Genomic DNA, 23,600 nt, shown 5'->3' with positions numbered 1-23,600 from the left:
TAGCTCGCGTCAGCCCTTCAGAGCCGCCAGCTCGAGGTTGATGTCGTCGGGGTCCTGCACCGACAGGATGACCATGCCCGCGTCACCGAGGTCAGTCACCTCGCCGTGCTCCACCCCGGCCGCGTCGAGTCGCGCGGCCGCCTCGTGGAGTTCGTCCACCGACCCGACGACGAAGCTCACGTGGTCGAGGCCGACCGTCTCCGAGTCGAACCGCTGCCCCGCCGGCGCCACTGGACGGAGCCCGAACACCTGGTCGCCGAGACGGAAGACGCTGCCGCCATAGAAGCGCTCCCGGTCCTCGCGGACGCCCGGCTCGTCGACCTGGTCGCTGAAGTCGATCGCCGGGTCGGTGCCGAGCAGCTGCTGGTAGAAGGCCTTGCTGCGGTGGATGTCGGTCACGGTCACGCGGACGTGGGCGAGTGCGGTGGGTCGGGCGAACGGTTCGGTCACGGGAGTGCTCCTCAGGCAAGGCGCCGGCATGGTCCGGCACCACCCTGACGCAACGCGCCCCACCTGACCGGACGCCCCGGCCGTGCGGCCACCGGACAGCCGTAGGGTCGACCCGTGGGCTCATGGTTCTGGATCTCGATCGTCCTCATGGCGTACGGCGTCGTGCTGCTCGTGTTCCCGAAGCAGTTCGCCGGGTGGGGCCGGAAGCTGGAACAGCTGCAGGGCGACCGCTGGGCGGCCTCGATCATCACGCCGGGCTTCATCCGGGTGATCGGCTGCCTCTTCATCGTGGGTCCCGGCCTGACCCTGATCGAGCTGCTCCTGCACCGGGGCCCGTGACCGCCTGACGCCGCCCGGCGCGGATCGTCCCTGAACAACCGAAGCGCTCCCGAACCGAGGTTTCGCGTAGTTCGGGAGCGCTTTGGTTGTGCGCCGCAGTCGACGCGCCGCCGGGCCGACGCACCGCGCCCCACCTGACCGGACGCCCCGGCCGTGCGGCCACCGGACAGCGCGCCGCGTCGAACCACGAATCCGACATCGAAGCAGGCCGGTGCCCTGGTTCGATGTCGGTTCCGTGGTTCGAAGCGAGATCGCCCGCACGACGACCGAGTGCGGCGGCGGCGCGCTAGATCAGGTCGTCCGTCAGGTGGTTCGGGGTGCCGAAGCGGTGCGCCGTGATCGACACCGCCTGCTCCCGCACGAACGGCAGGACCTCGAGGCGCCCGGCCTCGGTCACCGGCTCCCCGTACACGGCCACGTCAGGCCGCCCACCGATCGCCGTGTACAGCGCCGACGTGTCGCCGCCGATGAGCCGCACGCGCCCGGACGGACCACTCGCCACCGCCGAGGCGAACGCCGCGTCGGAGTGCGACTGCGTCAGCGACCGGACGTTCGGCAGCGCCCGGACGGCCGATGCGACACCGGACGGCAGGGTCGACACGGTCGAGACGTCGATCGTGGTGCCGGCGCGGACGGACGCCGCGACGACGCGGACCAGATCGGCGACCCCGTCATCGGAGGCAGAGGCAGCCAGGCGCACCCGAACCGCCGGGTACGGCAGGTACCGCGCGATGTTCCGTTCCGCCGTCAGCGCGGACACGTCGTTCGCAGTGCCGAACAGCGACGCCCACGCCTGTTCGTCGGACGCCACGGCCCGGTCGAGCGACGGCGACGTCACACCCGCGGCACGGACGAACGCGGCGACCGCAGACGACGGAGACGAACCGGACACGGCCGGAGCAGGCGCCCACGAACCGAGCCCGAGCAGGTAGTTCAGTCCACCGGCCTTCGTCCCGGCACCGACGGCCGACTTCTTCCACCCGCCGAACGGCTGGCGGCGGACGATCGCGCCCGTGATGCCACGGTTGACGTAGAGGTTGCCCGCCTCGATGCGCCCGAGCCAGGTGCCGATCTCGGCGCGGTCGAGGGAGTGCAGGCCCGAGGTCAGGCCGTAGTCGACCTCGTTGACGATGTCGATCGCCTCGTCCAGCGTGCGAGCGGTCATGATGCCGAGGATCGGCCCGAAGTACTCCGTGCGGTGGAAGGCCGACCCGCGGCGGACACCGTCACGGACGCCGGGGCTCCAGAGCATGCCGGAGTCGTCGAGCTTCGCGGGCTGCACGGCCCACGACTCCCCCGCTCCGAGCGTCGTCAGGCCGTCGAGGAGCTTGCCGGCGGCGGGTTCGATGACCGGGCCCATCTGCGTGGTGGGGTCGGTCGGGTAACCGACGGTCAGCGACGACACCGCGTCGATGAGCTGCGACCGGAAGCGCCGCGAGGTGGCGACGGAGCCGACGAGCACGACGAGGGACGCGGCCGAGCACTTCTGCCCCGCGTGCCCGAAGGCCGAGGCGACGACGTCCTTCACGGCCAGGTCGAGGTCGGCGGACGGGGTGACGATGATCGCGTTCTTGCCCGAGGTCTCGGCGAGCAGCGGCAGGTCGGGCCGGAAGGACCGGAACAGCGAAGCGGTCTCGTACGCCCCGGTGAGGATCACCCGGTCGACGAGCGGGGACGCGACGAGCTGCTGCCCGAGGTCGTTCTCCGACACCTGCAGGAACGCGAGCACGTCGGCCGGGGCGCCCATGGCGTCGAGCGCGGTCTCGATGATCGACGCGAGGACGGCACCGGAGCGCTCGGCGGGCGGCGCGGGCTTCAGCACGACGGCGGACCCGGCGGCGAGCGCGGCGAGGGTGGACCCGGCGGGGATCGCGACCGGGAAGTTCCACGGCGGCGCGACGAGCGTGAGGGCGGCGGGGGTGAAGGACGCGCCGTCGACCTCGTCGAGCTCGGACGCGAGCGAACCGTAGAAGTGCGCGAAGTCGATCGCCTCGGACACCTCGGGGTCGGCCTGGTCGATGGTCTTGCCGGTCTCCGACGCCATCACCTCGACGAGGGCTGCGCGGTTCGCCTCGAGTGCGTCGCCGACGGCGTGGAGTACCGCGCCACGCGCGGCACCGGACCAGGTCCCCCAGACGGCACCGGCTTCCCGGACGCGACCGAGCGCGGTGTCGAGCGCCGTGGCGGAGTCGACCCGCGCCTCCTGGACGGCACGGACGCCGAGCGTCGACGACGCGACCCGGTCCGTGATCGCCGCACCCCACGACCGCACCGCGGCGACCGACGGGTCGCTGTCCGGCGTGTTCTCGAAGTGCCCCGGGCCGGGGCGACCGACGGCTGCGTAGCGGTCCGCGACGCGGTGCGATGCGGGGGCGTCGAGCCCACCGGGCAGTGCGAGGGGGGCGAGCGACGTGCGGAAACGCTCCTCCTCGCGGGCGAACAGGGCGGGCGAGGACACGAGGGAGAACACCGCGGACATGAAGTTCTCCTGCGACGCGCCTTCCTCGAGGCGGCGGATCAGGTAGGCGATCGCAACGTCGAACTCCTGCGGGTGCACGACGGGCGTGTAGAGCAGGAGCGATCCGACGGTGTTCTTGACCGCAGAAGCCTGCCCCTGCGCCATGCCGAGCAGCATCTCGAACTCGATGCCGTCCCGGACGCCGCGCTCCCCGGCGAGCAGCCAGGCGTGCGCGACGTCGAAGAGGTTGTGGCCGGCGACCCCGACGCGGACGTTCTCGATGCGCGACGGCGTCAGCGCCCAGTCGAGCACGCGCTTGTAGTTGGTGTCGGAGTCCTGCTTGGTGTGCCAGGTGGCGAGCGGCCAGCCGTGCACCGACGCCTCGACCTGCTCCATCGGCAGGTTGGCGCCCTTGACGAGGCGGACCTTGATGCCGGCACCGCCGCGGGCACGGCGGGCGGCGGACCACTCCTGCAGGTGCTCCATCGCGGCGAGCGCGTCGGGCAGGTACGCCTGGAGCACGATGCCGGCTTCGAGGCCGAGGAACTCCGGCTCGTCGAGGAGCTTCGTGAAGACCGCGATGGTGAGGTCGAGGTCCTTGTACTCCTCCATGTCGAGGTTGATGAACTTCGCCGGGGACGCCGACGCGGCCCGGCGGAACAGCGGGCGGAGCTTGGCGATGATGTCCTCGACCGCGTGGTCGAACGCCCACGGGGAGTGCGGGTGCACGGTGGAGGAGACCTTGATCGACACGTAGTCGACGTCGCCGCGGGCGAGGAGCTTGTGCGTGCCCTCGAGGCGGCGGGCTGCTTCGCCCTCGCCGAGGACGGCCTCGCCGAGCAGGTTGACGTTGAGTCGGACGCCGTCGCGCTTGATCTTCGCGATCGCCGGCCCGAGCTTGGCGTCGGTCGCATCGACGATGAGGTGGCCGACCATGTCGCGGAGCACGCGGCGGGCGATCGGGACGACGACGCCGGGCAGTGCCGGTGCCATCCCGCCGCCGAGTCGGACGAGCCCGCGGAGCGCGGCGGGGAGGAAGCCGGGCGCACCGGGCGCGATCGCACGGAGCTTGCGTGCGGCGACGCCGAGGTCCTCGGGGCGGACGACGCCGTCGACGAAGCCGACGGCGAAGTCGAGGCCGGCGGGGTCGGCGAGCACTCCGGCGAGTTGCTTCGCCGAGCCGTCGACCGGGTAGGTCTCGGCTTCGGCGAGCCACTGTCGCACGAGCGCGACGGACTGGTCCGCGAGGGCGTCGTGGTCGGTGGCGGGGTGCTCGTGCAGGGTCGTCATGGCATCAGTGTGGAGCCCGCCATGCTGAAGCGGAAGCAACGTTTCGTGACGGATACCCATCAGCGACACTAAAGTGTCAGCATGCTCGACGTCCGCCGCCTGGTCCTCCTCCGGGAGCTCTCGATCCGTGGCACGATCGCCGCCGTGGCCGAGGCCGTGAACTTCACGCCGTCGGCCGTCTCGCAGCAGCTCTCCGCCCTGGAACGCGAGGCCGGCGTGCCCCTGCTCCGCAAGGCCGGACGGCGGCTCCAGCTCACCCCGCAGGCCGAGGTGCTCGTCCAGGCCGCGGGGCATGTGCTCGACGTCCTCGAGCGGGCGCAGTCCGAGGTCGAGGAGACCATGCCGACCGTGCAGGGTCGGATCCGGGTGGCGGTGTTCCAGTCCGCGGCGCTCGCCCTGATGCCGAACGCCCTGCACGCGATGGCGACCGAGCACCCGGACGTCCGCATCGAGATGGTGCAGCGCGAGCCGGAGACCGCACTGCACGAGACGTGGATCCGGGACTTCGACATGGTCATCGCCGAGCAGTACCCGGCGCACGCGGCACCGCGGCTCCCCGGACTGCAGCGCGAGGACCTCACGACCGACGCCGTCCGGTTGGCGCTGCCCCCGGTCGACACGGCCCTCGCGCCGGTGTCGTCGATCGAGGACGCCGCGGCGCTGCCGTGGGTTATGGAGCCTCGAGGGACCGCGTCGCGGCACTTCGCCGAGCAGGTCTGCCGTCGCTGGGGCTTCGAGCCCGACGTGCGGTACGAGACCGCCGACCTGCAGACGCAGATCCGGCTCGTCGAGTCCGGCAACGCCGCGAGCCTCATGCCGGACCTCATGTGGACGGGCCGGACCACGACGTGCCGGTTGGTCGAGCTGCCGGAGCACCCGCGGCGGACGATCTTCACGGTGGTCCGCGCGGCCGGGTCCTCGTCGCCGGCGGTCCGCGCCCTCCGCTCGGCCCTCGAGCGCGCTGCCGCGACCGTCGGCGACTGACCGTCGGCGACTCACCCGAGCGCGACTGACCCGAGCGCGACCGACTCGAGCGCGGCCGACCCGAGCGCGACCGACCGGTCGCTCCGTCGTCGTTACCGGACCGAGACGTACCGGGACGTCAGGATCGTCGGCGCCGCGACACCTCCAGGATGAGGGCACCTCCCGGTGCCCCGCACAGCATCCAGGGGGATCCCATGAAGCAGTCCTGCACCGCCAGTGTCCGACGCGGCGCCGCCATCGGCGCAGCCGTCGCCATCGTCACCGCCTCCTCGGCGTTCGGCATCGGCGCGACGAGCGCGATGGCCGACGAGGCTCCGACACCGCTCACGCCCGCCACCACCGTCACGACCGGCACGTCCGACGGCTCGGGAGGCGCGGCGAGCGACCCGACGTCGGCCACCGCCGACGAGACGGGGACGACTCCCCCCGTGGTCACCGACGACCCCGCCGAGTCGCCCGAGCCGGCCCCGACGTCCGACCCGACCACGGACCCGACAGCAGCACCGGAGCCGTCCGCTCCCGCCATCGCACCCGCGGCGAGCGCGCCGGCCGAGGAGGCTCCGGAGCAGTCCGCCGCCGCGGCCCTCGCCTTCCCCGAGGGCACGAGCGCCGACGCCCCGCTGGTCCTCACCGCGACGGTGGGCGACACCGTGTCCCGGACGTTCACCGCGAAGGGCGGGGCGGGCACCGTGACGTACAAGGTGCGCGGCGCGAACGGCAGCCCGGTGATCGGCCAGGGCGACTTCAACAGCGACTTCTCGTTCGACGGGACCACCGGCACGCTGTCCGGGTCACCTCGGTACGCCCTGCGGACCTACACGTTCCAGGTCATCGCCACGAGCGGCTCCGAGACCGCCGTCGAGTACGTCGAGCTCACGGTGAAGCCCGGTGCCCCGGTCGGCGTCACCTTCTCGGTCTCCGCGCAGCAGTCCTCCGGCCTGTGGCAGGTCGAGCCGGACGGCACGATCTGGGAGGAAGCAGTCGGCAAGGGACGAGTCCGCGTCGTCTCCGACGTCCCCGTCGCGACCGGGACGACCCTCTCCCTGGCTGGTCTCGCGGTCGACGCCTACGGCAACCGCGTGACCGGGAGCGACCAGGACGACGACTACCCCCGGTCGACCGTCACGAGCACCGTGGCGTCCGACCGTGCGGTGTGGGACCCGGCGGGTGCGAACCTCGTGACCTTCACCGAGGCGGGCACCCGCACGGTGACCGTCTCCGAGGGCGGCGTGTCCACGTCCTTCACGGTCGTGGTCACCGACGAGCCGTTCGCGTTCGTCGACCCGTCGTCCGCCGACGCCCCGATCGCCATCGCCCCGACCGCGGGCGAGCAGTTCACGCGGACGTTCGACGTGTCGGGAGCGACCGACCCGTCGGACCTCCGCTACGAGCTCCGCGGGGTCCAGGGCGAGCCCTTCGACGACACGTACGCCCGGAACGGGCTCGACCTCGCCATCGACCCGACCACGGGCGTGCTGACCGGGACCGGCACGGCGGCGACGTCGTTCCGCTTCCAGGTCGTCGCGACGAGCGGCGGGCAGGAGGCCGTCGCGAACGTCGAGGTCACCGTCTCGCCCGCGGCCTTCGCGAAGCTCGTCGTCGCGGTCCTGCCGTCCGACCGGGACCCGGAGTCGGAGACCTGGTCGGTCGACGGCGACACGATCACGCACATCACCCCGAACGGCGGTTCCGAGGTCGTCGACGCGGTCCCCGCACGACAGGGGCAGCGCATGCTCGTGCTCGCGGTGCCGGTGGACGCCTACGGGAACGCGGTCGCCGACCACGACGACCTGACCATCACGAGCGACGTCGCGAGTGACCGGATCACCTACGACCCGAGCACCGCCGCGACCTGGGTCACGTTCGAGCACGCCTCGCCGCACATCGTGACCGTCGCGTACCAGAACCGCACGCAGGACATCCGGTTCGACGTCACCCCGACCGCGGCGACGGCGGGAGCCACCACGAACACCGGCTCCGGCCGTCTCGCCTACACCGGCGCGGAGACCTCGGGTCCCCTCGCCTGGGCGCTCGGACTGCTCACCGCCGGCGGCGGTCTGCTGGTGCACCGGCTGCGTCGCCGTCGCGCCTGAGCCGCGACCACCTGATGGACGGGAGGCGCGGTGCCAGATGGCACCGCGCCTCCCGTCACCCCCGGCCCGCCTGAGTGAACCGGAATGCCCCGGGGACGCCTGCGGTCGTACCGTCGTCGCTGACAGGAGCGGATCGCCGCCCTGCACAGAACGACCAGGGGATCTCATGAACACCACCACTTCGTCGCGCCGTCGCGCGGCCCTCGTCACCGCCGTCGCGGTCGCCGTCGCCGCAGCCGGTTCGACCGCCGTCCTCGGCGTCGACGCCGCATCCGCCAGCACTGCGGTCACGAGCCAGCACGCCGCGGCGACGCCCGCGCCGCTCGCCTTCACGCAGAGCTCGTCCGCCGCCCACCCGATCGCGCTGACCGCGACCGCGGGGAAGGCGTTCGCGTACACCTTCACCACCAACGCGAAGGCGGGGTCGGTCGCCTACGCGATGGACGAGCCGGCCGGGCTGACACCGGACTCGCCGCGCGCGTCCGACCACTTCTCGGTGAACACGAACACCGGCGTCCTGTCCGGCACGGGGGTCGAGAGCGGTATCTGGGACTTCCAGGTCGTCGCCCTCCGCAACGGCGTCGAGGCCCACGCGTACGTGCAGCTCACCGTGCGCCCGGGGGCGGCAGTCGGCGTGCGGACGTACGTCTCGCAGCCGAACACGACCGCGCCGATCTGGTACATCGCGCCGAACGGTGTCATCCGGCAGCGGCTGACCCCCACGAGCAAGGCGACGGTCGTCAAGACCGTCCCGGCGGTCCGGCTCGAGCAGCTCATCGTCACCGGGGTCGCGGTCGACGCCGAGGGCAACGTCATCAAGGCTCCCGACGAGGGCGGCGACGTGTCCACGGTCACGAGCAACGTCACGTCGGACCACGTCACCCGGACCGGCGCCCAGGACACGATCACGATCAGCGGTGCGTGGTCGCACCGCCTCACCGTGACCCAGGAGCACGCGCACACGTCGTTCACGGTCTCGGTGGCGCACGCCGCGCACTGAGTCGACCACGGGGAGCCGCGGGTGGCGCGCTGAGCAGCACGCCACCCGCGGTTTCCCGCACGCACCCCCAACCCAGGTCACATTTCGTGCTCGGTGCTCCCGATCACGCGCGCGTACCCCTACGATCCGATCAGGCCGAGGATTCTCGGCAGATTCTTACGATCCGGCACCCGACCGGACCTGAACACCTGGGGGAACACGTGCGCCGCAGCACTTCCACCGTCCGACGCGCCTGCGCGCTCGGGACCACCGCCGCGCTCATCGCGCTGACGACCGGTCTCGGCATCGCGACCGCGACGGCAGCACACGCCGAGGGCGCCGACACGTCGGTCCCGACGCAGACCGCGCCGGCCGACCCGACGCCGACCGACGCGCCGACGGACACCACGCCGACGAACGCGCCGACCGACCCGGCACCGACGGACGCGCCGACCGACACCGCGACGGACGCGCCGACGAGCACGCCGACGAGCACCACGGCACCGTCCGCTCCCGCACGGAACCAGACGCCGTCGGCCGCGTCGACGGACGCACCGGTCACGCCGCTGGCCGCCGACCCCACCGTCACCGTCTCCGGCGACACCAAGGTGGGCTCGCAGCTCACGGCGGACACGACCGGGTTCGACGAGGACGGCTCGTTCAAGTACGTCTGGACCGAGGCCGACGCCGGCCCGACGCCGACGACGATCGCCAAGACCAAGACCTTCACGGTCGACCAGACCGAGGCGGGCAAGCAGCTCGTCGTGACCGTGACCGGCGACCTGCCGGGCGGCGGCAAGGAGACCGTGACCTCGGACCCCTCCGCGGTCATCACGCAGGACCCGGTGTTCGTCGACGCGGACGGCAAGCCCATCACCGAGGGCACCGAGGCGGACGTCGACGTGCTGCCCCTCGAGGCCACCGCTGGTGACCCGTTCTCGTACACGTTCCGCGCCCAGGGGTACCCGGCGCCGACGTACAAGCTGGACTGGTACTACGGCGACGAGGAGGACTCCGCCGACTCGATCGTCGAGTCGAAGTCCCAGGCCGACTCCATCGCCATCGGGTACGGCTTCGAGGAGGACGACGACTTCACCGTCGACGACCAGCTCCCCGAGGGCATCACGTTCGACCCGACCACGGGCGAGCTGAGCGGCACCGCCACCCTCGCGTCGTTCTACGACTTCGCCGTCACGGCCACGAGCGGTGACGTCTCGACCACGCAGTACGTCGAGCTGACCGTCGACCACGCCGCCGCGTTCGGCATCACCGCGTTCACGACCGACGAGAAGTCGATCACCGCGCGGGACAAGCGCATCTGGCTCATCCAGCCCGACGGCTCGATCTACACCGTCGACCTGTCGACCGACGAGGACGGCTTCCCCGAGGAGCTCACCCTCACGCCGACCGGCCGTCCCACCGTGGCGCAGGGCGGCACGCTCATCGTGTCCGGCTCGCCCGTCGACCGCTTCGGCAACGACGCGTCGGACTTCGACGACGAGGGCAACCCGACGTTCGTCCCGACGGTGACCTCGGACGTCGCCACCGACGTGGTCGCGCCGTACGAGGAGAACGGTGCCGAGGGGCAGGGCGTCTTCGGCGTCACGTTCCCGCACGCGTCGATCCACACCCTCACGGTCGCGAGCGGCGCACTGCAGCCGCTCTCGTTCGCGGTCGACGTGCGTCCGACCACCCCGACGGTGGCCGTCGTCACGCCCACCACCGCGAAGGGCCAGCTCGCCTACACCGGTTCCGACGCGACGGGTGCCCTCCCCTGGGCCCTCGGGCTCGTCCTCGCCGGCGCCGGTCTGATCGGTGTGCGCACGCTGCGCCGCCGTCACGCCCAGCGCTGACGCCAGACGCCTCCCGCCAGTCGCGTGCCCGCGTGACTGACGGGAGGCCCACCTCGGCCCCGTCCCGCCCCTCACCGGCGCGGCGGGGCCGTTCCCGTCATGCGGCGGGTGTCGGTCGGTAGCGTGGGGACCATGCCCACGCTCCTGCACATCGACTCCTCGGCCGACCTCGCGCACTCCCGCTCCCGCGCCCTCACCGCGGCCTTCGCGGATGCCTGGCGCGCACGTGGCCCGGAGTACACGGTCGTCCGCCGCGACCTGCACGTCGACCAGCTCCCCCACCTCGAGACCTCGGCGCTGCACTGGGCCGCCGCCGACCGCACGGACGACGAGGTCGTGGCCCCCGAGGCCGACGCGCTCCGGCAGGAGGTGATCGACGAACTCCTCGGCGCCGACGTCGTCGTGGTCGGCGCGCCGCTGTACAACTACACCGTGCCGTCGACGCTCAAGGCGTGGATCGACCGCATCCACGTGCCGGGTGTCCTCGCCGGTGCCGTGCCGCCGCTCGCCGGGCGTCCGGTCGTCACCGTCGTCAGCCGGGGAGCCACGTACGACGCCGGCACCCCGACGGAGGGCTGGGACCACGGCTCACCGGTCCTGCAGCTCATCCTCGGGACCGCGCTCGGCATGAAGCCGTACCCGATCACCGTGAGTGCGACCCTGGCGGACCGGCTGCCCGACCTCGCGCCGCTCGCCGACCACGCCGCCGCCGAGTTCGCCGACGCGAAGACGACGCTGGAGCGCCTCGCCGCGACGCTCGGCTGACGCGAGCCGCGGCGCCCGCGGCGGCCCGCACAACCGAAGTGCATCCGCGCCGCGGCGATCCACGGCGCGGATGCACTTGCGTTGTGCGACGGCGGTGCGAACCACCGCGGCGCAACCGGCGAGGCCGGCGACGCCGGCCGGGTCAGGCGGGGCGGACCTCGTCCGCGCGACCGAGCAGCGCCGTGTGGAACGCCGTCTGCGTCAGCGCGCTGGCGAGCAGGAACCCCGTCATCGACTCGATGCCCCCGCTGAACGGCACCCGGGACGCCACCTCGTAGAGCGTCGGCGAGGACAGAGCGTCGAGCGCGTCGGCGACGTGCCGCGACCGTTCCTCGCGGTGCCGAGCCAGGGTGCGGGCGCGGCCGACGACGTCGCGGAAGCGGTACTCGTGGCCGGGGCAGACCTCGAGGTCCGCGTAGCCGTCGAGCCGTCCGAGTGAAGCCAGGTAATCGCCGAGCGGGTTCGTGGCGGTTCGGCCGCCGAGCCCGATCCCGGAGTTGATGCGGGGCAGGACGTGGTCGCCGGTGAACAGCAGGCCGTCCTCCGCGTCGACGAAGCAGCAGTGCCCGGCGGTGTGCCCAGGGGTCCACAGCGTCCGGATCGTCCGACCGGCGACCGGCAGCACGTCGCCGTCCTCGAGCAGGAGGTCCGCGAAGGGCTCCACCGTCCGACCGAGCCCGATCCGTCGTCCGCTCCCCCAGGCCTCGACCACGCCGGCGCGCAGGTGCTCCGGCAGTCCCCACGTCGCGATGTCGGCGTCGTTCGCCGCGGCGTCCGCCCGCTCCCGGTGCAGCGCCTCGACCTCGAGCCGGTGCATGGCGACCCGGGCGCCGGTGGCCCGTCGGATCGCCGCCGCGGCACCGAGGTGGTCCGCGTGCAGGTGGGTCACGACGACCGATCCGACGTCGTCGAGCGACCGCCCGATCGCAGCGAGGGCGTCGCGGAGCACGTCGAGACCGTCGTCGGCGGTCCACCCGGGGTCGATCAGCGCGAGCGAGCCGTCGGAGCCCTCGACGACGTACACGAGCGTCGCGTCGGGCACCCCGAAGCGGAACGGCACGGCGAGGGTCCAGATGCCCGGCCGGACCTCCTCCACGGGCGGCAGGAGGCCGTCGCGGAGCGCGGCGGCCTGCACGGGGCTGATCGGTTCCGGTGCCGGCGCTGCCGGCGGGGGCACGGTCGTCACGCGACCACCCTACCGAGGTGCCCGTCGCGACCGGGCCGAGCCGCGCCTCCAGGGCCACGGCCACCGGACGACGGACCGACACCTGCCGGACGGACGCGGCCGCCCGAGTAGACAGGACCCATGGAGATCGCACCGATGCTCGCCAAGGCCGTCCCCACCGTCCCCGAACCCGACAGCGTGCGCGGAGGACTCCGGTACGAGCCGAAGTGGGACGGGTTCCGCGGCATCGTGACCATCGACGGCGACGACGTGGAGATCGGCAGCCGCGGTGCGAAGCCCCTCACCCGGTACTTCCCCGAACTCGTCGAGGCCTTCCGCGCACAGTTCGGTGGCCGCGAGCACCCCGTGGTCCTCGACGGCGAGGTGATCCTGCGCTCCGGGGACGCCGGCGCGGAACGGCTCGACTGGGAGGCGCTGTCGCAGCGGATCCACCCCGCGGCCTCGCGGATCGCGAAGCTCAGCGCCGAGACCCCCGCGCAGTTCGTGGCGTTCGACCTGCTCGCGGTGGACGGCACGGAGCTCCTGGACCTGCCGTTCGACGAGCGTCGGTCGCGCCTGGACGCGCTGTCGCAGGACATGTCCGACCCGCTGTTCGTCACGCGCACCACGCTCGACGTCGACCTCGCCCGCGAGTGGCTGACCACGTTCGAGGGCGCCGGGCTCGACGGTGTCGTCGCGAAGCCCCGGGCGAAGCCGTACGAGCCGAACAAGCGCACCATGCTCAAGGTCAAGCACCACCGGACGGCCGACGTCGTCGCGATCGGGTACCGCGTGCACAAGAGCGGGACCGGCGTCGGCTCGCTGCTCGTCGGCTTGTACGGCGACGACGGCGAGCTCCGGCAGGTGGGCGGCGTGTCCGCCTTCTCGGACAAGCGACGGGTCGAGTTGGTGGACGAGCTCGACCGGGCGGTCCTCCGGGATGCGGACGGGAGGCCCGTCACCGGTGACGGGGAACGCTCGCGGTTCTCGTCGGGTCGCGACACGTCGTTCGTCCGGCTGACGCCGTCGCTGGTCCTGGAGGTGCGGTACGACCAGATGGAGGGCGACCGGTTCCGGCACACGGTCCAGTTCGAACGGTGGCGTCCCGACCGCGAGGCCGCCTCGTGCGGCTTCGACCAGCTCGAGGTCCCGGCGGCGTACGACCTCGACGCCGTGCTGCTGTCCGATTGACGCTCGACGATTGATGTAGTTAGGCTAACTAGGTAACTTCTTCCATGCGGATGCATCCGCATCGAGCAGACGGGAGCGGGACATGATCATCGACGGCATCAGCGACGCCCACCGCGGGACCTGGTCCCGGCTGACGCGCCTGCACACGGCGAGCGTCTCGCTCCCGACACACACCACGCGCGTCGCCGAGCCCGAGGGCCGCGCCGAGGACTGCGCCGCCGTCTGACCCGTTCAGGCCTTCTTCGCGCGTGACGGCTGCACGCGCGGCGGCTCCCCCGGCATCTTCGGGAAGTCCGGCGGGAAGGGCAGCTCGCCCTCGCCGTTCTCGAGGTCGCGCTCCCACCACGCCAGGAGCGGTGTGATGCTCGCGGGCTCGTCGTGCATGGCCTGCCACGGGTCGCCCGCTGTCCGCAGCCGTTCGGGCACCGACCGGATCGTGAACGCCGTGGGATCGGCGTCGTCGAGTTCGTCCCACGCGATCGGCGTCGACACGGCCGCGTGCGCGAGGGCACGGGGACTGTAGGCACCGGCCATCGTCCGGTCGCGGTTCGCCTGGTTGAAGTCGACGAAGACGTGCTCCCCGCGCTCCTCCTTCCACCACGCCGTCGTCACCCGGTCCGGCATCCGTCGCTCGAGTTCGCGTGCGGCGGCGATCACCGCGTGCCGGACGTCGAGGAACTCGTACTCGGGCAGGATCGGCGCGAAGACGTGCAGCCCGCGGTTCCCGCTCGTCTTGATCCACGCCGTCAGCCCGACCTCGTCGAGCACCTTCCGGAGCTCGTGCGCCACGGGGACGGTGTCGTGGAAGTCGGTACCGGGCTGCGGGTCGAGGTCGATGCGGAGCTGATCCGGGTGGTCGGGGTCCCCGGCGCGCGAGGCCCACGGGTGGAACACGACGGTGTTCATCTGCGCGGCCCACACCGCGACGGCCGGCTCGTCCACCACGAGTTGCGGGTGCTGCCGGCCGCTCGGGTACGTGACGGTGACCGCGCGGACGTACTCGGGCGCGCCCTTCGGTGGGTTCTTCGAGAAGAACTGCTCGCCGTCGACGCCGCCCGGGAACCGCTGCAGCGAGATCGGGCGGTCGCCGTTGGCCCGGACGAACGCGTCGCCGACGGCGACGAGGTACTCCGCCAGGTCGAGCTTCGTGATGCCGGGCTCGGGCCAGAGCACGCGGGAGGGGCTGCTGATCCGGACCTCCCGGTCGCCGTCCGGCCCCGGGACCGTCAGCGTCGTCGCTTCGCTCGCCATGCAGCGGACCGTACACGGGCCGCTGGTAGGGCGCGCCAGGTCCGGCTACATCGTGTTCCAGTGCAGATGGCCGTTCGCGTCCGGCCCCTTGCCGCCGCACTGGTACGAACGCCCGTTCGCCGCCTGGGCCACAGCGCCGTTCTGCGCGTCGGCGCAGAACGCGCCCGGCGTGATCAGGCCCTGCTGCTGGGTCGACGGTGCTGGTGCGGCCGGAGCCTGCTGGGCAGGCACCGGAGCGGTCACAGGGGCGGGCGCGACGTACGTGCCGACTGTCGTGACCTCGGTGACGGGAGCCCGGTTCAGTGCTTCGCGAACCTGCTCCCGCTTCGTTTCGACACCGTCGACCGTCGTGACCCGGTAGACGGTGGTCTTCGCACCCATGACCCCGGCGGTCGTGACGTGCGACTCGCCCTTCGGCAGCGTCGCGTCCTCGACTGTCGTCCGCGCGAACGGGACGTCCGTCCGTTCGGAGACTTCGGTGACGACGGTCTCCGGCGTCGGGGTGGCGGTCGGCGTCCGGGTCGGCTCGGTCGTGCGGCTCGGCGCGGGCGTCTGCACGAAGCGCTGCGCCTCGGCCGTCGCAGACGGACCGGCAGCGGGCGCGTTCGACACCGCCGCGCTCACCAGCGCTCCGGCGGAACCCACCCCGCCCACCCACACGACTGCAGCGATCGCCACCACCAGGGTGGCCTTCGCCTTGGTCGTCATCGTTCCCCAACGCATCTCGAGTCCCTCTCCGATCGATCCGACGTCCGAGTTTGCGGGAAGGGGACACGCCACCCGTACCCCCAGAACGGGATCGCCGCGCTGCGGGGACACCATGCCGGCGGGTGCACGATGGACGGGTGAACGCGTACCTCGGGGTGGACCTGGCATGGGGACTCGGCACCGCGACCCGCGCACCGAACGAGACCGGACTCGTCGCGATGGACCCCGACGGAGCGATCACCGACGCCGGCTGGGCCCGGGGCGTGGACACCGTCACCGACTGGATCGCCGGACACCTCGGCGAGCGCTCCCTCATCGCCGTGGACGCCTCGCTCGTCGTGACGAACCCGACTGGCATCCGCGAAGCCGAGCGGCAGGTGGGCCAGCGCTACGGCCGGTGGAAGGTCGCGGCGAACCCGACGAACCTCGCGTCCGCGGCGAGCGCCGGGGCCCGACTGCTCGAGCGGCTGACGGCCCTGGGCGTCGGGTACGTGTCGTCGACCGCGGCGATGCGGGAGCGCACCGGTCCGGCGGTGTTCGAGTGCTACCCGTACACGACCCTCGTCGGGGTCGAGGAGCTCGGCTACGACGTCGAGCGGCCGCGGTACAAGCGTCTCGACCTGCACGTCCCGCCGGCGACGGCCCGGGCACGACGGGCGGAGGCGTTCGACGAGCTCGTGCGTCGGCTGCGCGAGACGCCGCTGGACCCTCCGCTCCGGCTCGACACGCATCCGCTCACCCAGGCGCTCGCCGAGCCCTCCGGGATCCACGGGCCGACGCACAAGCACCGGGAGGACCTGCTCGACGGGGCCCTCTGCGCCTGGACGGCCGCGTTCTGGGAGCGGCACGGCGACGACCGCGTGCAGATCCTGGGAGGCGATCCGTGCCTCCCGTCCGACGCCGTGGACGAGGCGGGGCGTCGGCCCGTCGTGGTGGCGCCCGCGCGCCCGTCGCAGCGGCCGACGCGCGGATAGGCTTGCGCGGTGAGCACCACCACCGAACCCCTGCGCATCGGGCTGGTGTCGCTGCACACCTCCCCCGGCGACGAACCCGGCTCCGGCGAGGTCGGCGGCATGAACGTCGTCGTCCGCCACCAGGCCGAGGCCCTCGCGGACCGCGGCCACCACGTCGACATCATCACGCGCCGCTCGTCGCCCACGCAGCCGGACTCGGTGTCGCTCGTGCCGGGCGTCTGCCTGCGGTTCCTGTCGGCAGGGCCGGCCGAGCCGGTGCCGAAGGGCGAGCACGACGCGTTCATCGAGCCGTTCCGCCACGAGCTCGAGCACCTCGGCCCGTTCGACGTGCTCCACTCGCACCACTGGTTCTCCGGCGCGGCCGCACTCCCCGTGGCCCGCGAGCGGGGCGTCCCCCACGTGCAGTCCTTCCACTCGATCGCCGCCGACAGCGACACGCCGCTGTCCGAGGGCGAGCGTCCGGAGTCCGACGGGCGGATGGCCGGCGAGCGCATGCTCGCGCACGAGTCCGACGCGGTCGTCGTCGTGTCCTCGGCCGAGGCGGACACCGTCCGCACGCGGCTCGGCGGCGAGACCGGGCGCATCTGGATCGTCCCGCCGGGCGTCGACGGGTCGGTGTTCCGTCCGTCCGCCGCCGGCGCCCGCCGCGCGGACGTCCCGTACGTGGTCGCCGCGGCGCGGGTGCAGCCGTTGAAGGGGCTGGACCTCGCGATCGAGGCGATCGCCGGCATCAGCCAGGAGGCGCGACCCACCCTCGTCATCGCCGGGGACGCCTCGAGCGAGGCGGGCGACTACGTGGACGAACTGCGTCGGCTCGCGGCCCGCCTCGGGATCGCCGACCGCGTGACGTTCGTCGGTCCGCAGTCGCGGGCCGACCTGGCGTTCCTGTTCCGCGGCGCGGCAGCCGTGCTGGTCCCGTCGCACTCGGAGACGTACGGCCTCGTCGCGCTCGAGGGCTCCGCGTCCGGGGTGCCCGTCGTGGCCGCCGCTGCCGGAGGACTGCGGGAGGCCGTGGTCGACGGCGAGACCGGGGTCGTGCTCGAGTCCCGCGACCCGGCCGTCTGGGCGGCGGAGACGGAGCGGATCCTGACGGACGCGTCGTACGCGGCGTCGCTGGCCGCGGCCGGCCGGGAGCACGCGGAGCGCCTCAGCTGGGAGCGCTCGGCCGCCGGGCTCGAGGACGTGTACCGCCGGGTGCTGGGACGCGCGTGACCGGGGGCGGGCGGTTCGACGCGTTCTGGGCAGCGCTCGACGCCGTGCCGGTCGCGGACGACGCCGAGGCGCTGTACGACGTGTCGACCGCCGCCGGACGGCTGCGTCGGGCGAACCTCGAGCGGTACCTCACGACCGTCGGGGCCCGGGCGGACACGCTCCTCGTCGCCGAGGCCCCGGGCTGGCGCGGCATGACGAACACCGGCGTGCCGTTCACGAGCATGCGGGAGCTCGGGCCGGACTACCTCGTCCCACCCGAACCGACCGCGCCGTGGGAGGCCTCCTCCCGCGTCGTGCAGGCTGCCCTGGCGTCGTGGCACGGTGCGCTCCCGATGGCCTGGGCGATCTTCCCGCACCACCCGTTCGCGGCCCCGGACCGGCTGACGAACCGGACGCCGCGGCCGGCCGAGGTCCGGGAGGGGGCTCCTGTCGCGCTCGCGCTGCTCGATGCGATGCGGGCGGGTCGGGGCGGGGATGACGTACGTGTCGTCGCCGTGGGTCGGAAGGCGCAGGGCGCGTTGGCGCTGGCGGGTATCGACGCCGTGGCGGTGCGGCACCCGGCGCAGGGTGGGGCCGCGCAGTTCACGGAGCAGGTGCTGGCGCTCCGCCGCTGACCGCGCGGGCGGGAGCGGGTGCGGGTGCGGGCGCTGCGCGGGCGCTGCGCGGCGCGGCCGCTCGGCGCGCTCGCACAACGCAAGTGCATCGGAACCGGGGATCGGCGTGGTTCGGACGCACTTACGTTGTGCGACGACGAACGGAACCGGCAGCGCAGCGGGGCGCGGCGCGGCTCAGGCGGAGCGGACCTCGACGCCCTTCGCGGCGAGCCGCTCGACCACGTGCGCGGGCAGCGGTGCCGCGGCGTACACGGTGCCGAGGGCCGGCAGGTCGAGGACGTCGTCCCAGTTCTGCGGGTCGTACCGGTCGTCGGAGCCGTCCCATCCCGGGTGCACGTCCTGCAGGACCTCGAGGTCCGAGTCGACCGTCAGCTCCGTGACGAGCGACAGCTGCGACGGCAGGAGGTCGAGGTCGTCGTAGTACTCGCGTGCCCGGTCGTCCTGCCCTTCGACGTCGAGGTCCTCGTCGCTCTCGTCGTCGTCCCCGGCGTAGGGCTGGAGGACGTCGAGGTCGTAGCAGAGCACGTCGAGCACGAGGAGCTTCGCGTTGAAGTCGGCGAACTCCACGGGTTCCTCGGTCGTGTTCGTCTCGTCGTGCATGGCTGGGAGCGTAGCCGTCGCCACCCGAGAGCGCCCGGGGGCGGTGGCACGTGTCCGACGGAGCACGAGCATGTTGCGATCTGCGGCGATTTGCCTGTGAGACTGGACAGGATGACCCGAAGCGGAACAGGCTGACGCATGGCCACCACCAACACAGAGCGCCCGCAACAGGAGCAGCCAGAGCTCCGGCGGGTCATCGGTCCCAAACTCCTCCTGCTCTTCATCGTCGGGGACATCCTCGGCACGGGCGTCTACGCGCTCACGGGTCAGGTCGCGGCAGAGGTCGGCGGAGCAGCGTGGCTCCCCTTCCTCATCGCGTTCGCCGTGGCGCTGCTGACGGCGTTCTCGTACCTCGAGCTCGTCACGAAGTACCCGCAGACGGCCGGCGCGGCGCTGTACGTCCACAAGGCGTTCGGCATCCACTTCGTCACCTTCATCGTGACGTTCATCGTGATGTGCTCGGGGATCACCTCGGCATCGACGGCCTCGCGGGCGTTCGCGGCGAACCTCGGCGCCGGCTTCGGGTTGGAGCTGCCGAACGCGGTCGTGATGCTCATCGCGATGGGCTTCATGCTCGCGGTGATGGCGATCAACTTCCGGGGCGTCAGCGAGAGCGTGAAGACGAACGTCGTCCTCACCCTGGTCGAGCTGTCCGGTCTCGTGATGGTGATCCTCATCGGGTTCTGGGCGATCGCCGGCGGCAACGCGGACTTCTCCCGCGTGGTCATGTTCGACACGCCGGAGGACAAGTCGCTCCTGCTCTCGGTGTCGACCGCCACGTCGCTGGCCTTCTTCGCCATGGTCGGGTTCGAGGACTCGGTGAACATGGCCGAGGAGACCAAGGACCCCTCCCGCATCTTCCCGAAGGTCATGCTCACGGGTCTCGGCATCACGGCCGTGATCTACGTGCTCGTGTCCATCTGCGCCGTGGCGGTCGTGCCGATCGGTGAGCTCGCCGGCAACGAGACGCCGCTCGTCACCGTCGTGCAGACCGCGGCCCCGGACTTCCCGATCGCCGACCTGCTGCCGTTCATCTCGATGTTCGCCGTGGCCAACACCGCGCTGATCAACATGATGATGGCGTCGCGACTGCTGTACGGCATGAGCAAGCAGGGCGTCCTGCCCGGCTTCCTCGGCAAGGTCTCCCCGGCCCGCCGCACCCCGTCCACCGCGATCGTCTTCACCACGCTCATCTCGCTGCTGCTGATCGGGTGGGTCTCGCTCGACCCCGACTCCCCCATCGTCGTCGTGCTCGGCGGCACCACCTCGCTCCTGCTGCTGTCGGTGTTCGCGGTCGTGAACGCGTCGGTGCTGGTGCTGCGCCGCGACAAGGTCGACCACAAGCACTTCCGGGCGGGCGTCATCGTGCCGATCATCGGTGTCGTCACCTGCCTGTGGCTCGTGCTGCCCTTCTCGTCCGGCCGCGACCCGCAGCAGTACCAGATCGCGGGCGCGCTGCTCGCGCTCGGCATCCTGCTGTGGATCGTGACGTGGTTCACCCACGGGCGGAAGCAGACCGAGAAGGCGCCCACCGGCCTCGTCACCGAACCGACGAAGGTGCAACGCCCGAACGAGCCGGCGCAGACGCACGACCACGACCACCGCGACGTCTGACCCACGGACGACCGAGCTGGTCCTGCGACACCCCCGATCGGGCGGGTGCGGTTCCCAGGCGGCGCACGTAGCCTCTTCGTGCTCCGCCTGCCCCGCCCCGCTCGAGAGGACCCGCCATGCGCCGCGTCGGCATCACCCTCGCGTCGGTGTTCGGCGCGGGCGTCGTCGCGATCGGCATCGGCGTCGTGGTGGTCATCGTCATCGCGGTGAACTCGCTGACGGGTGCCGCCAAGGGTGTCGTCGCGGACCCGACCCCGACCTGCCCGGACGTCGCGACGAGGACGATCGGCGGCATCGTCGTCCCCGCGGGCCCCGTCGGCGGGTTCTGCCAGGACCGCCTGGTCAACGCCGCGTACGTCATCAGCGCCGCACAGGCCATGGGCATCGGACCGCACACCCAGGCGGTCGGCGTGATGACCGCCATCGGGGAGTCGAGCCTGGTGAACCTCGACCACGGGGACGCCGCCGGACCCGACAGCCGCGGGCTCTTCCAGCAGCGGGACAACGGCGCCTGGGGCACGTACGAGCAGCGGATGGACCCGTACACCGCGGCGTCGATGTTCTACGCGAAGCTCGTGAAGATCCCCGGCTGGAAGACCATGAGCCCGACGCAGATGGCGCACGCGGTCCAGATCAACTCGGACCCCGACCACTACGCGAAGTTCTGGCCCGAGGCGAAGTCCGTCGTCGAGGGGCTCACCGGGCAGACCGTGCCCGACACCGCACCCCAGGGCTGACGAGCACGTCACGAGGCGAGCGGGAGCGGACCGTCGTCCGCCGGCTCGACCGGCTCGACCTCGTCGAGCGACACGATCGCGACGCCGCCGGTGTGCACCGCCACCTGCGCACGGAGCCGGACGTGGTGCTCCTCGAACGCGCAGGCGCACGCGTCGACCCACTCCCAGTCGACCGGGAACAGCCGGGACTCCCCCGGGCGCTCCCAGACGAGCACGACCTCGGCGGCGCCGACCTGCACGAGGACGTCCCCGACCAGCGCGGCGAAGTCCTCGACGTGTTCGTCGGGTTGCCACGGCAGGTCGGAGATCGGCATGACGAACGACACCGGCACGGCCCGTTCGTCGAGGAAGAGCACCCAGCACTGCCGGGTGATCGGGCGTTCGACGAGGGCGGTCACGAGGTCCACCACGTCGTCGTCGGTGCGGGCAGGGGTGCGGATGAGGCGGTCGAGCATGTCGGTGTCTGGCATGCCCTCAGCGTCGCCGAGACCACCGCACCGCACGGCGACCAGACGCTCATCTGTGGACGACCGCCGCCCGGGGCCGCCCTGTGGAGGAACGACCCTCAGATGCCGTGGGTGATCGCGCTGTCGACGAGCAGGATCGCGCCGAAGAACACCGCCACGACGGCCGCGATGCCGACGAGGGCGAACGGCCACGAGAGCCGCCGCCGCACGAGTCGCAGCACGCACACCACGAGCGCCGCGACGAGCACGAGGGCGACGAGCACCGGCCCGACGTAGACGACCGCACCGCCGAGCGTCTCGTCGCAGGAGTTGCCGGGAGCGCCGCACGAGCTGAACGCCAGCGACAGGAACACGATGCCGCCACCGGCGACCACCGACTCCGCTGCCAACAGCACCAGCAGCACGACCGTGGCGACCACGTCCGCGACGCGACGGCCGCCTGCCAGGGGGTGTCGCGCCTCCCGTCCGAAGGCCGCCGGACCGGACCCGAGCGGATCCGCGACCACGGGGGCTTCCATCACCCTCGCCGCCCGCGCGTGGACCAGAGGGCCCAGGCGATGAGGACCGGCTGGCCGAACAGGCGGCCGATGCGCTTGACGTCCGTGTCGAGCCCGAAGGCGTCGCGACGGTTCAGCCACTGGGAGATGTTCCCGGGGAAGATCGCGGTGAAGAAGAGCGCGGCGACCGTGCCGACGAAGCGACGCGAGCGACGGGGTGCGAGCACGAGGGCGCTGCCGAGGCCGATCTCCGCGATGCCGGAGGCCAGGACGGTGGTGTCCTCGTCGAGCGGGACGAAGTCGGGCACCTGGGCGCGGAAGTCCTGCCGCGCGAAGGTGAGGTGGCTCGTGCCGGCGAAGACGAGCGCGAGGCCGAGCAGGACGCGGAGGAAGGATCGCATGCCTCCATCGTGCCCGTGCCGGACGTCCACCGCACGCGCCGCACGGCGTGCCCGACGGCCACTGCCCCGCTAGGTTCGGACGCATGGGAACAGCCTCCCGCGACCACGAGCCACCCGCAGCACCCGCCGTCGTGGCCGCGCTGCTCGGTCCGATGGCGCTCTACATGGGGTTCATCGTCCCCGCGGCCTCGATGGGGCGGCACGTCGTGCTCGGCGCGGTGTTCGGCATCGTGTGCATCGCCAGCGGCTGGCGCGCCCTGTCGATCGCACGACGGACCCAACGAGGCGTGCGGGTCTGGTCGTGGATCGGGCTCGTCCTCGGCGTGCTCGGGCTCGTGATGCTCGTGTGGCAGCTGCTCGTCATCGTGACCGGGGGCGCCTTCCCCTCCCCGTTCTGGACGCCCTACGCGCACCGCTGACGCGGCCCCTCACCACCCGAGCGTGCCCGGCGCCCCCTTGAACGGTCCGACCACCCGCGAGGTGATCCACCCTCCGTAGAAGTCCCCCTCCTGCGCCTGGACCACCTCACCGCCGACCTCGCACGAGTCCATCGCCGAGGGGTAGATCGCCACCCGGTCGCGCAGCTGCTCGTAGCCCGGCTCGGGCGTCGGGTAGTTCCACGCCGCCCGCGGAGCGACCACGTCCCCGCCCACCACGTCGAAGTACCGCGCGCGCCCCTTGAACTCGCACATGCTCGACCCCTCGGCCGGCCGCAGGTCGAGGTCGACCATCGGCACGTAGTACACCGGCGGGTGCGAGGTCTCGAGCACCCGCACCGCGTCGGTCGTGTCCACGACCACCTCGCCGCCGAGCCGCACGACCACGCGTTCGGGCACCGGCTCCACGGCGGGAGGCCTCGGGTAGTCCCACACGGACTCCTGGCCGGGGGCGGGCTCGGTACGGTTCGGTCGACGCATGGGTCACGTCTACGCCGCCTCCCTGCCCGCGGGCCTGGAGG

Annotated in this window: 24 protein-coding genes; 14 read left to right on the top strand and 10 right to left on the bottom strand. The window is 72.4% G+C overall.

What is annotated here, in order from left to right; genetic code table 11:
- Positions 1–9: 9 nt before the first annotated feature.
- Entirely contained in the window at positions 10–450 is a 441-nt protein-coding gene (locus tag ACEN8D_RS00385; protein ID WP_070418603.1) for a VOC family protein, read from the bottom strand.
- A gap of 114 nt (positions 451–564) precedes the next feature.
- Here ACEN8D_RS00385 and ACEN8D_RS00380 point away from each other — a divergent pair, with 114 nt between their 5' ends.
- On the top strand, positions 565–789 hold the full coding sequence (locus tag ACEN8D_RS00380; RefSeq protein WP_413398427.1) for a hypothetical protein: 225 nt from the start codon (positions 565–567) through the stop codon (positions 787–789).
- Between the two features lie 286 nt (positions 790–1,075).
- Here the strand turns inward: ACEN8D_RS00380 and ACEN8D_RS00375 are convergent, their stop codons facing one another.
- Positions 1,076–4,537 carry a proline dehydrogenase family protein gene (locus ACEN8D_RS00375; RefSeq protein ID WP_413398428.1) on the bottom strand — a complete coding sequence of 1,154 codons (3,462 nt, stop codon included), beginning with the start codon at positions 4,535–4,537 and terminating at the stop codon, positions 1,076–1,078.
- Positions 4,538–4,618: 81 nt separating this feature from the next.
- On the opposite strand from ACEN8D_RS00375, the gene ACEN8D_RS00370 reads away from it, so the two are divergent.
- The 5 genes from ACEN8D_RS00370 (at position 4,619) to ACEN8D_RS00350 (ending at position 11,211) form a co-directional block, all read left to right on the top strand.
- Positions 4,619–5,521 (top strand): LysR family transcriptional regulator, encoded by a 903-nt coding sequence (locus tag ACEN8D_RS00370; RefSeq protein WP_070418601.1) that lies wholly within the window; start codon positions 4,619–4,621, stop codon positions 5,519–5,521.
- 194 nt (positions 5,522–5,715) lie between these two features.
- On the top strand, positions 5,716–7,614 hold the full coding sequence (locus ACEN8D_RS00365) for a hypothetical protein (RefSeq protein ID WP_413398429.1): 1,899 nt from the start codon (positions 5,716–5,718) through the stop codon (positions 7,612–7,614).
- A 166-nt stretch (positions 7,615–7,780) separates the two neighbouring features.
- Positions 7,781–8,614, top strand: a complete 834-nt coding sequence (locus ACEN8D_RS00360; RefSeq protein ID WP_413399408.1) for a hypothetical protein — start codon at positions 7,781–7,783, stop codon at positions 8,612–8,614.
- A 200-nt stretch (positions 8,615–8,814) separates the two neighbouring features.
- Complete coding sequence (locus ACEN8D_RS00355; RefSeq protein WP_413461517.1) at positions 8,815–10,446, top strand: putative Ig domain-containing protein; 1,632 nt, start codon at positions 8,815–8,817, stop codon at positions 10,444–10,446.
- A gap of 132 nt (positions 10,447–10,578) precedes the next feature.
- The gene (locus ACEN8D_RS00350; RefSeq protein WP_495601109.1) at positions 10,579–11,211 is read left to right on the top strand and encodes an FMN-dependent NADH-azoreductase; all 633 of its coding nucleotides are present in this window, start codon (positions 10,579–10,581) and stop codon (positions 11,209–11,211) included.
- 142 nt (positions 11,212–11,353) lie between these two features.
- Here the strand turns inward: ACEN8D_RS00350 and ACEN8D_RS00345 are convergent, their stop codons facing one another.
- Complete coding sequence (locus ACEN8D_RS00345; protein WP_413399407.1) at positions 11,354–12,397, bottom strand: MBL fold metallo-hydrolase; 1,044 nt, start codon at positions 12,395–12,397, stop codon at positions 11,354–11,356.
- 120 nt (positions 12,398–12,517) lie between these two features.
- On the opposite strand from ACEN8D_RS00345, the gene ACEN8D_RS00340 reads away from it, so the two are divergent.
- Positions 12,518–13,567, top strand: a complete 1,050-nt coding sequence (locus ACEN8D_RS00340; protein ID WP_413399406.1) for an ATP-dependent DNA ligase — start codon at positions 12,518–12,520, stop codon at positions 13,565–13,567.
- Between the two features lie 82 nt (positions 13,568–13,649).
- On the top strand, positions 13,650–13,793 hold the full coding sequence (locus ACEN8D_RS00335; protein ID WP_175473622.1) for a hypothetical protein: 144 nt from the start codon (positions 13,650–13,652) through the stop codon (positions 13,791–13,793).
- A 5-nt stretch (positions 13,794–13,798) separates the two neighbouring features.
- Here the strand turns inward: ACEN8D_RS00335 and ligD are convergent, their stop codons facing one another.
- Positions 13,799–14,818 (bottom strand): non-homologous end-joining DNA ligase, encoded by a 1,020-nt coding sequence (gene ligD, locus ACEN8D_RS00330; protein WP_413399405.1) that lies wholly within the window; start codon positions 14,816–14,818, stop codon positions 13,799–13,801.
- A 45-nt stretch (positions 14,819–14,863) separates the two neighbouring features.
- Positions 14,864–15,640: a G5 domain-containing protein gene (locus ACEN8D_RS00325; protein ID WP_495601108.1), complete on the bottom strand. Its 777-nt coding sequence runs from the start codon at positions 15,638–15,640 to the stop codon at positions 14,864–14,866.
- Between the two features lie 23 nt (positions 15,641–15,663).
- Here ACEN8D_RS00325 and ACEN8D_RS00320 point away from each other — a divergent pair, with 23 nt between their 5' ends.
- Genes ACEN8D_RS00320 through ACEN8D_RS00310 form a run of 3 tightly spaced genes read left to right on the top strand, consistent with a single transcriptional unit; the run spans position 15,664 to position 18,326 of the window.
- Complete coding sequence (locus ACEN8D_RS00320; RefSeq protein ID WP_413400041.1) at positions 15,664–16,500, top strand: DUF429 domain-containing protein; 837 nt, start codon at positions 15,664–15,666, stop codon at positions 16,498–16,500.
- Positions 16,501–16,509: 9 nt separating this feature from the next.
- On the top strand, positions 16,510–17,712 hold the full coding sequence (locus ACEN8D_RS00315) for a glycosyltransferase (protein ID WP_413461878.1): 1,203 nt from the start codon (positions 16,510–16,512) through the stop codon (positions 17,710–17,712).
- Positions 17,709–18,326: a uracil-DNA glycosylase gene (locus tag ACEN8D_RS00310; RefSeq protein WP_495601107.1), complete on the top strand. Its 618-nt coding sequence runs from the start codon at positions 17,709–17,711 to the stop codon at positions 18,324–18,326. The genes ACEN8D_RS00315 and ACEN8D_RS00310 overlap by 4 nt, the downstream gene beginning before the upstream one ends.
- A 174-nt stretch (positions 18,327–18,500) precedes the next feature.
- Here ACEN8D_RS00310 and ACEN8D_RS00305 read toward each other — a convergent pair whose 3' ends face one another.
- A complete protein-coding gene (locus tag ACEN8D_RS00305) occupies positions 18,501–18,926 on the bottom strand; it encodes a DUF6892 domain-containing protein (protein WP_071296665.1) in 426 nt (141 codons plus the stop codon).
- Positions 18,927–19,064: 138 nt separating this feature from the next.
- Here ACEN8D_RS00305 and ACEN8D_RS00300 point away from each other — a divergent pair, with 138 nt between their 5' ends.
- Positions 19,065–20,540, top strand: coding sequence for an APC family permease (locus ACEN8D_RS00300; RefSeq protein ID WP_071301823.1), 1,476 nt, complete (start codon positions 19,065–19,067; stop codon positions 20,538–20,540).
- A gap of 116 nt (positions 20,541–20,656) precedes the next feature.
- Positions 20,657–21,277, top strand: a complete 621-nt coding sequence (locus ACEN8D_RS00295; RefSeq protein ID WP_413399254.1) for a hypothetical protein — start codon at positions 20,657–20,659, stop codon at positions 21,275–21,277.
- A gap of 8 nt (positions 21,278–21,285) precedes the next feature.
- Here ACEN8D_RS00295 and ACEN8D_RS00290 read toward each other — a convergent pair whose 3' ends face one another.
- The 3 genes from ACEN8D_RS00290 to ACEN8D_RS00280 all read right to left on the bottom strand — a co-directional run bounded on the left by ACEN8D_RS00290 (position 21,286) and on the right by ACEN8D_RS00280 (position 22,642).
- Positions 21,286–21,747 carry a hypothetical protein gene (locus tag ACEN8D_RS00290; RefSeq protein WP_413399256.1) on the bottom strand — a complete coding sequence of 154 codons (462 nt, stop codon included), beginning with the start codon at positions 21,745–21,747 and terminating at the stop codon, positions 21,286–21,288.
- Positions 21,748–21,842: 95 nt separating this feature from the next.
- Complete coding sequence (locus ACEN8D_RS00285) at positions 21,843–22,163, bottom strand: hypothetical protein (RefSeq protein ID WP_139219841.1); 321 nt, start codon at positions 22,161–22,163, stop codon at positions 21,843–21,845.
- Between the two features lie 98 nt (positions 22,164–22,261).
- Positions 22,262–22,642: a DoxX family protein gene (locus tag ACEN8D_RS00280; protein WP_070418584.1), complete on the bottom strand. Its 381-nt coding sequence runs from the start codon at positions 22,640–22,642 to the stop codon at positions 22,262–22,264.
- Positions 22,643–22,725: 83 nt separating this feature from the next.
- On the opposite strand from ACEN8D_RS00280, the gene ACEN8D_RS00275 reads away from it, so the two are divergent.
- Positions 22,726–23,061, top strand: a complete 336-nt coding sequence (locus ACEN8D_RS00275) for a hypothetical protein (RefSeq protein WP_413399257.1) — start codon at positions 22,726–22,728, stop codon at positions 23,059–23,061.
- A gap of 9 nt (positions 23,062–23,070) precedes the next feature.
- On the opposite strand, the gene ACEN8D_RS00270 is transcribed toward ACEN8D_RS00275, so the two are convergent.
- Positions 23,071–23,559, bottom strand: a complete 489-nt coding sequence (locus ACEN8D_RS00270; protein ID WP_413399258.1) for a DUF427 domain-containing protein — start codon at positions 23,557–23,559, stop codon at positions 23,071–23,073.
- Positions 23,560–23,600: the final 41 nt, after the last annotated feature.

The organism is Curtobacterium sp. Curtsp22 (assembly GCF_059492135.1).
The sequence above is the reverse complement of the archived record's forward strand: the minus strand, read 5'-3'. Positions and strand labels throughout refer to the sequence as shown.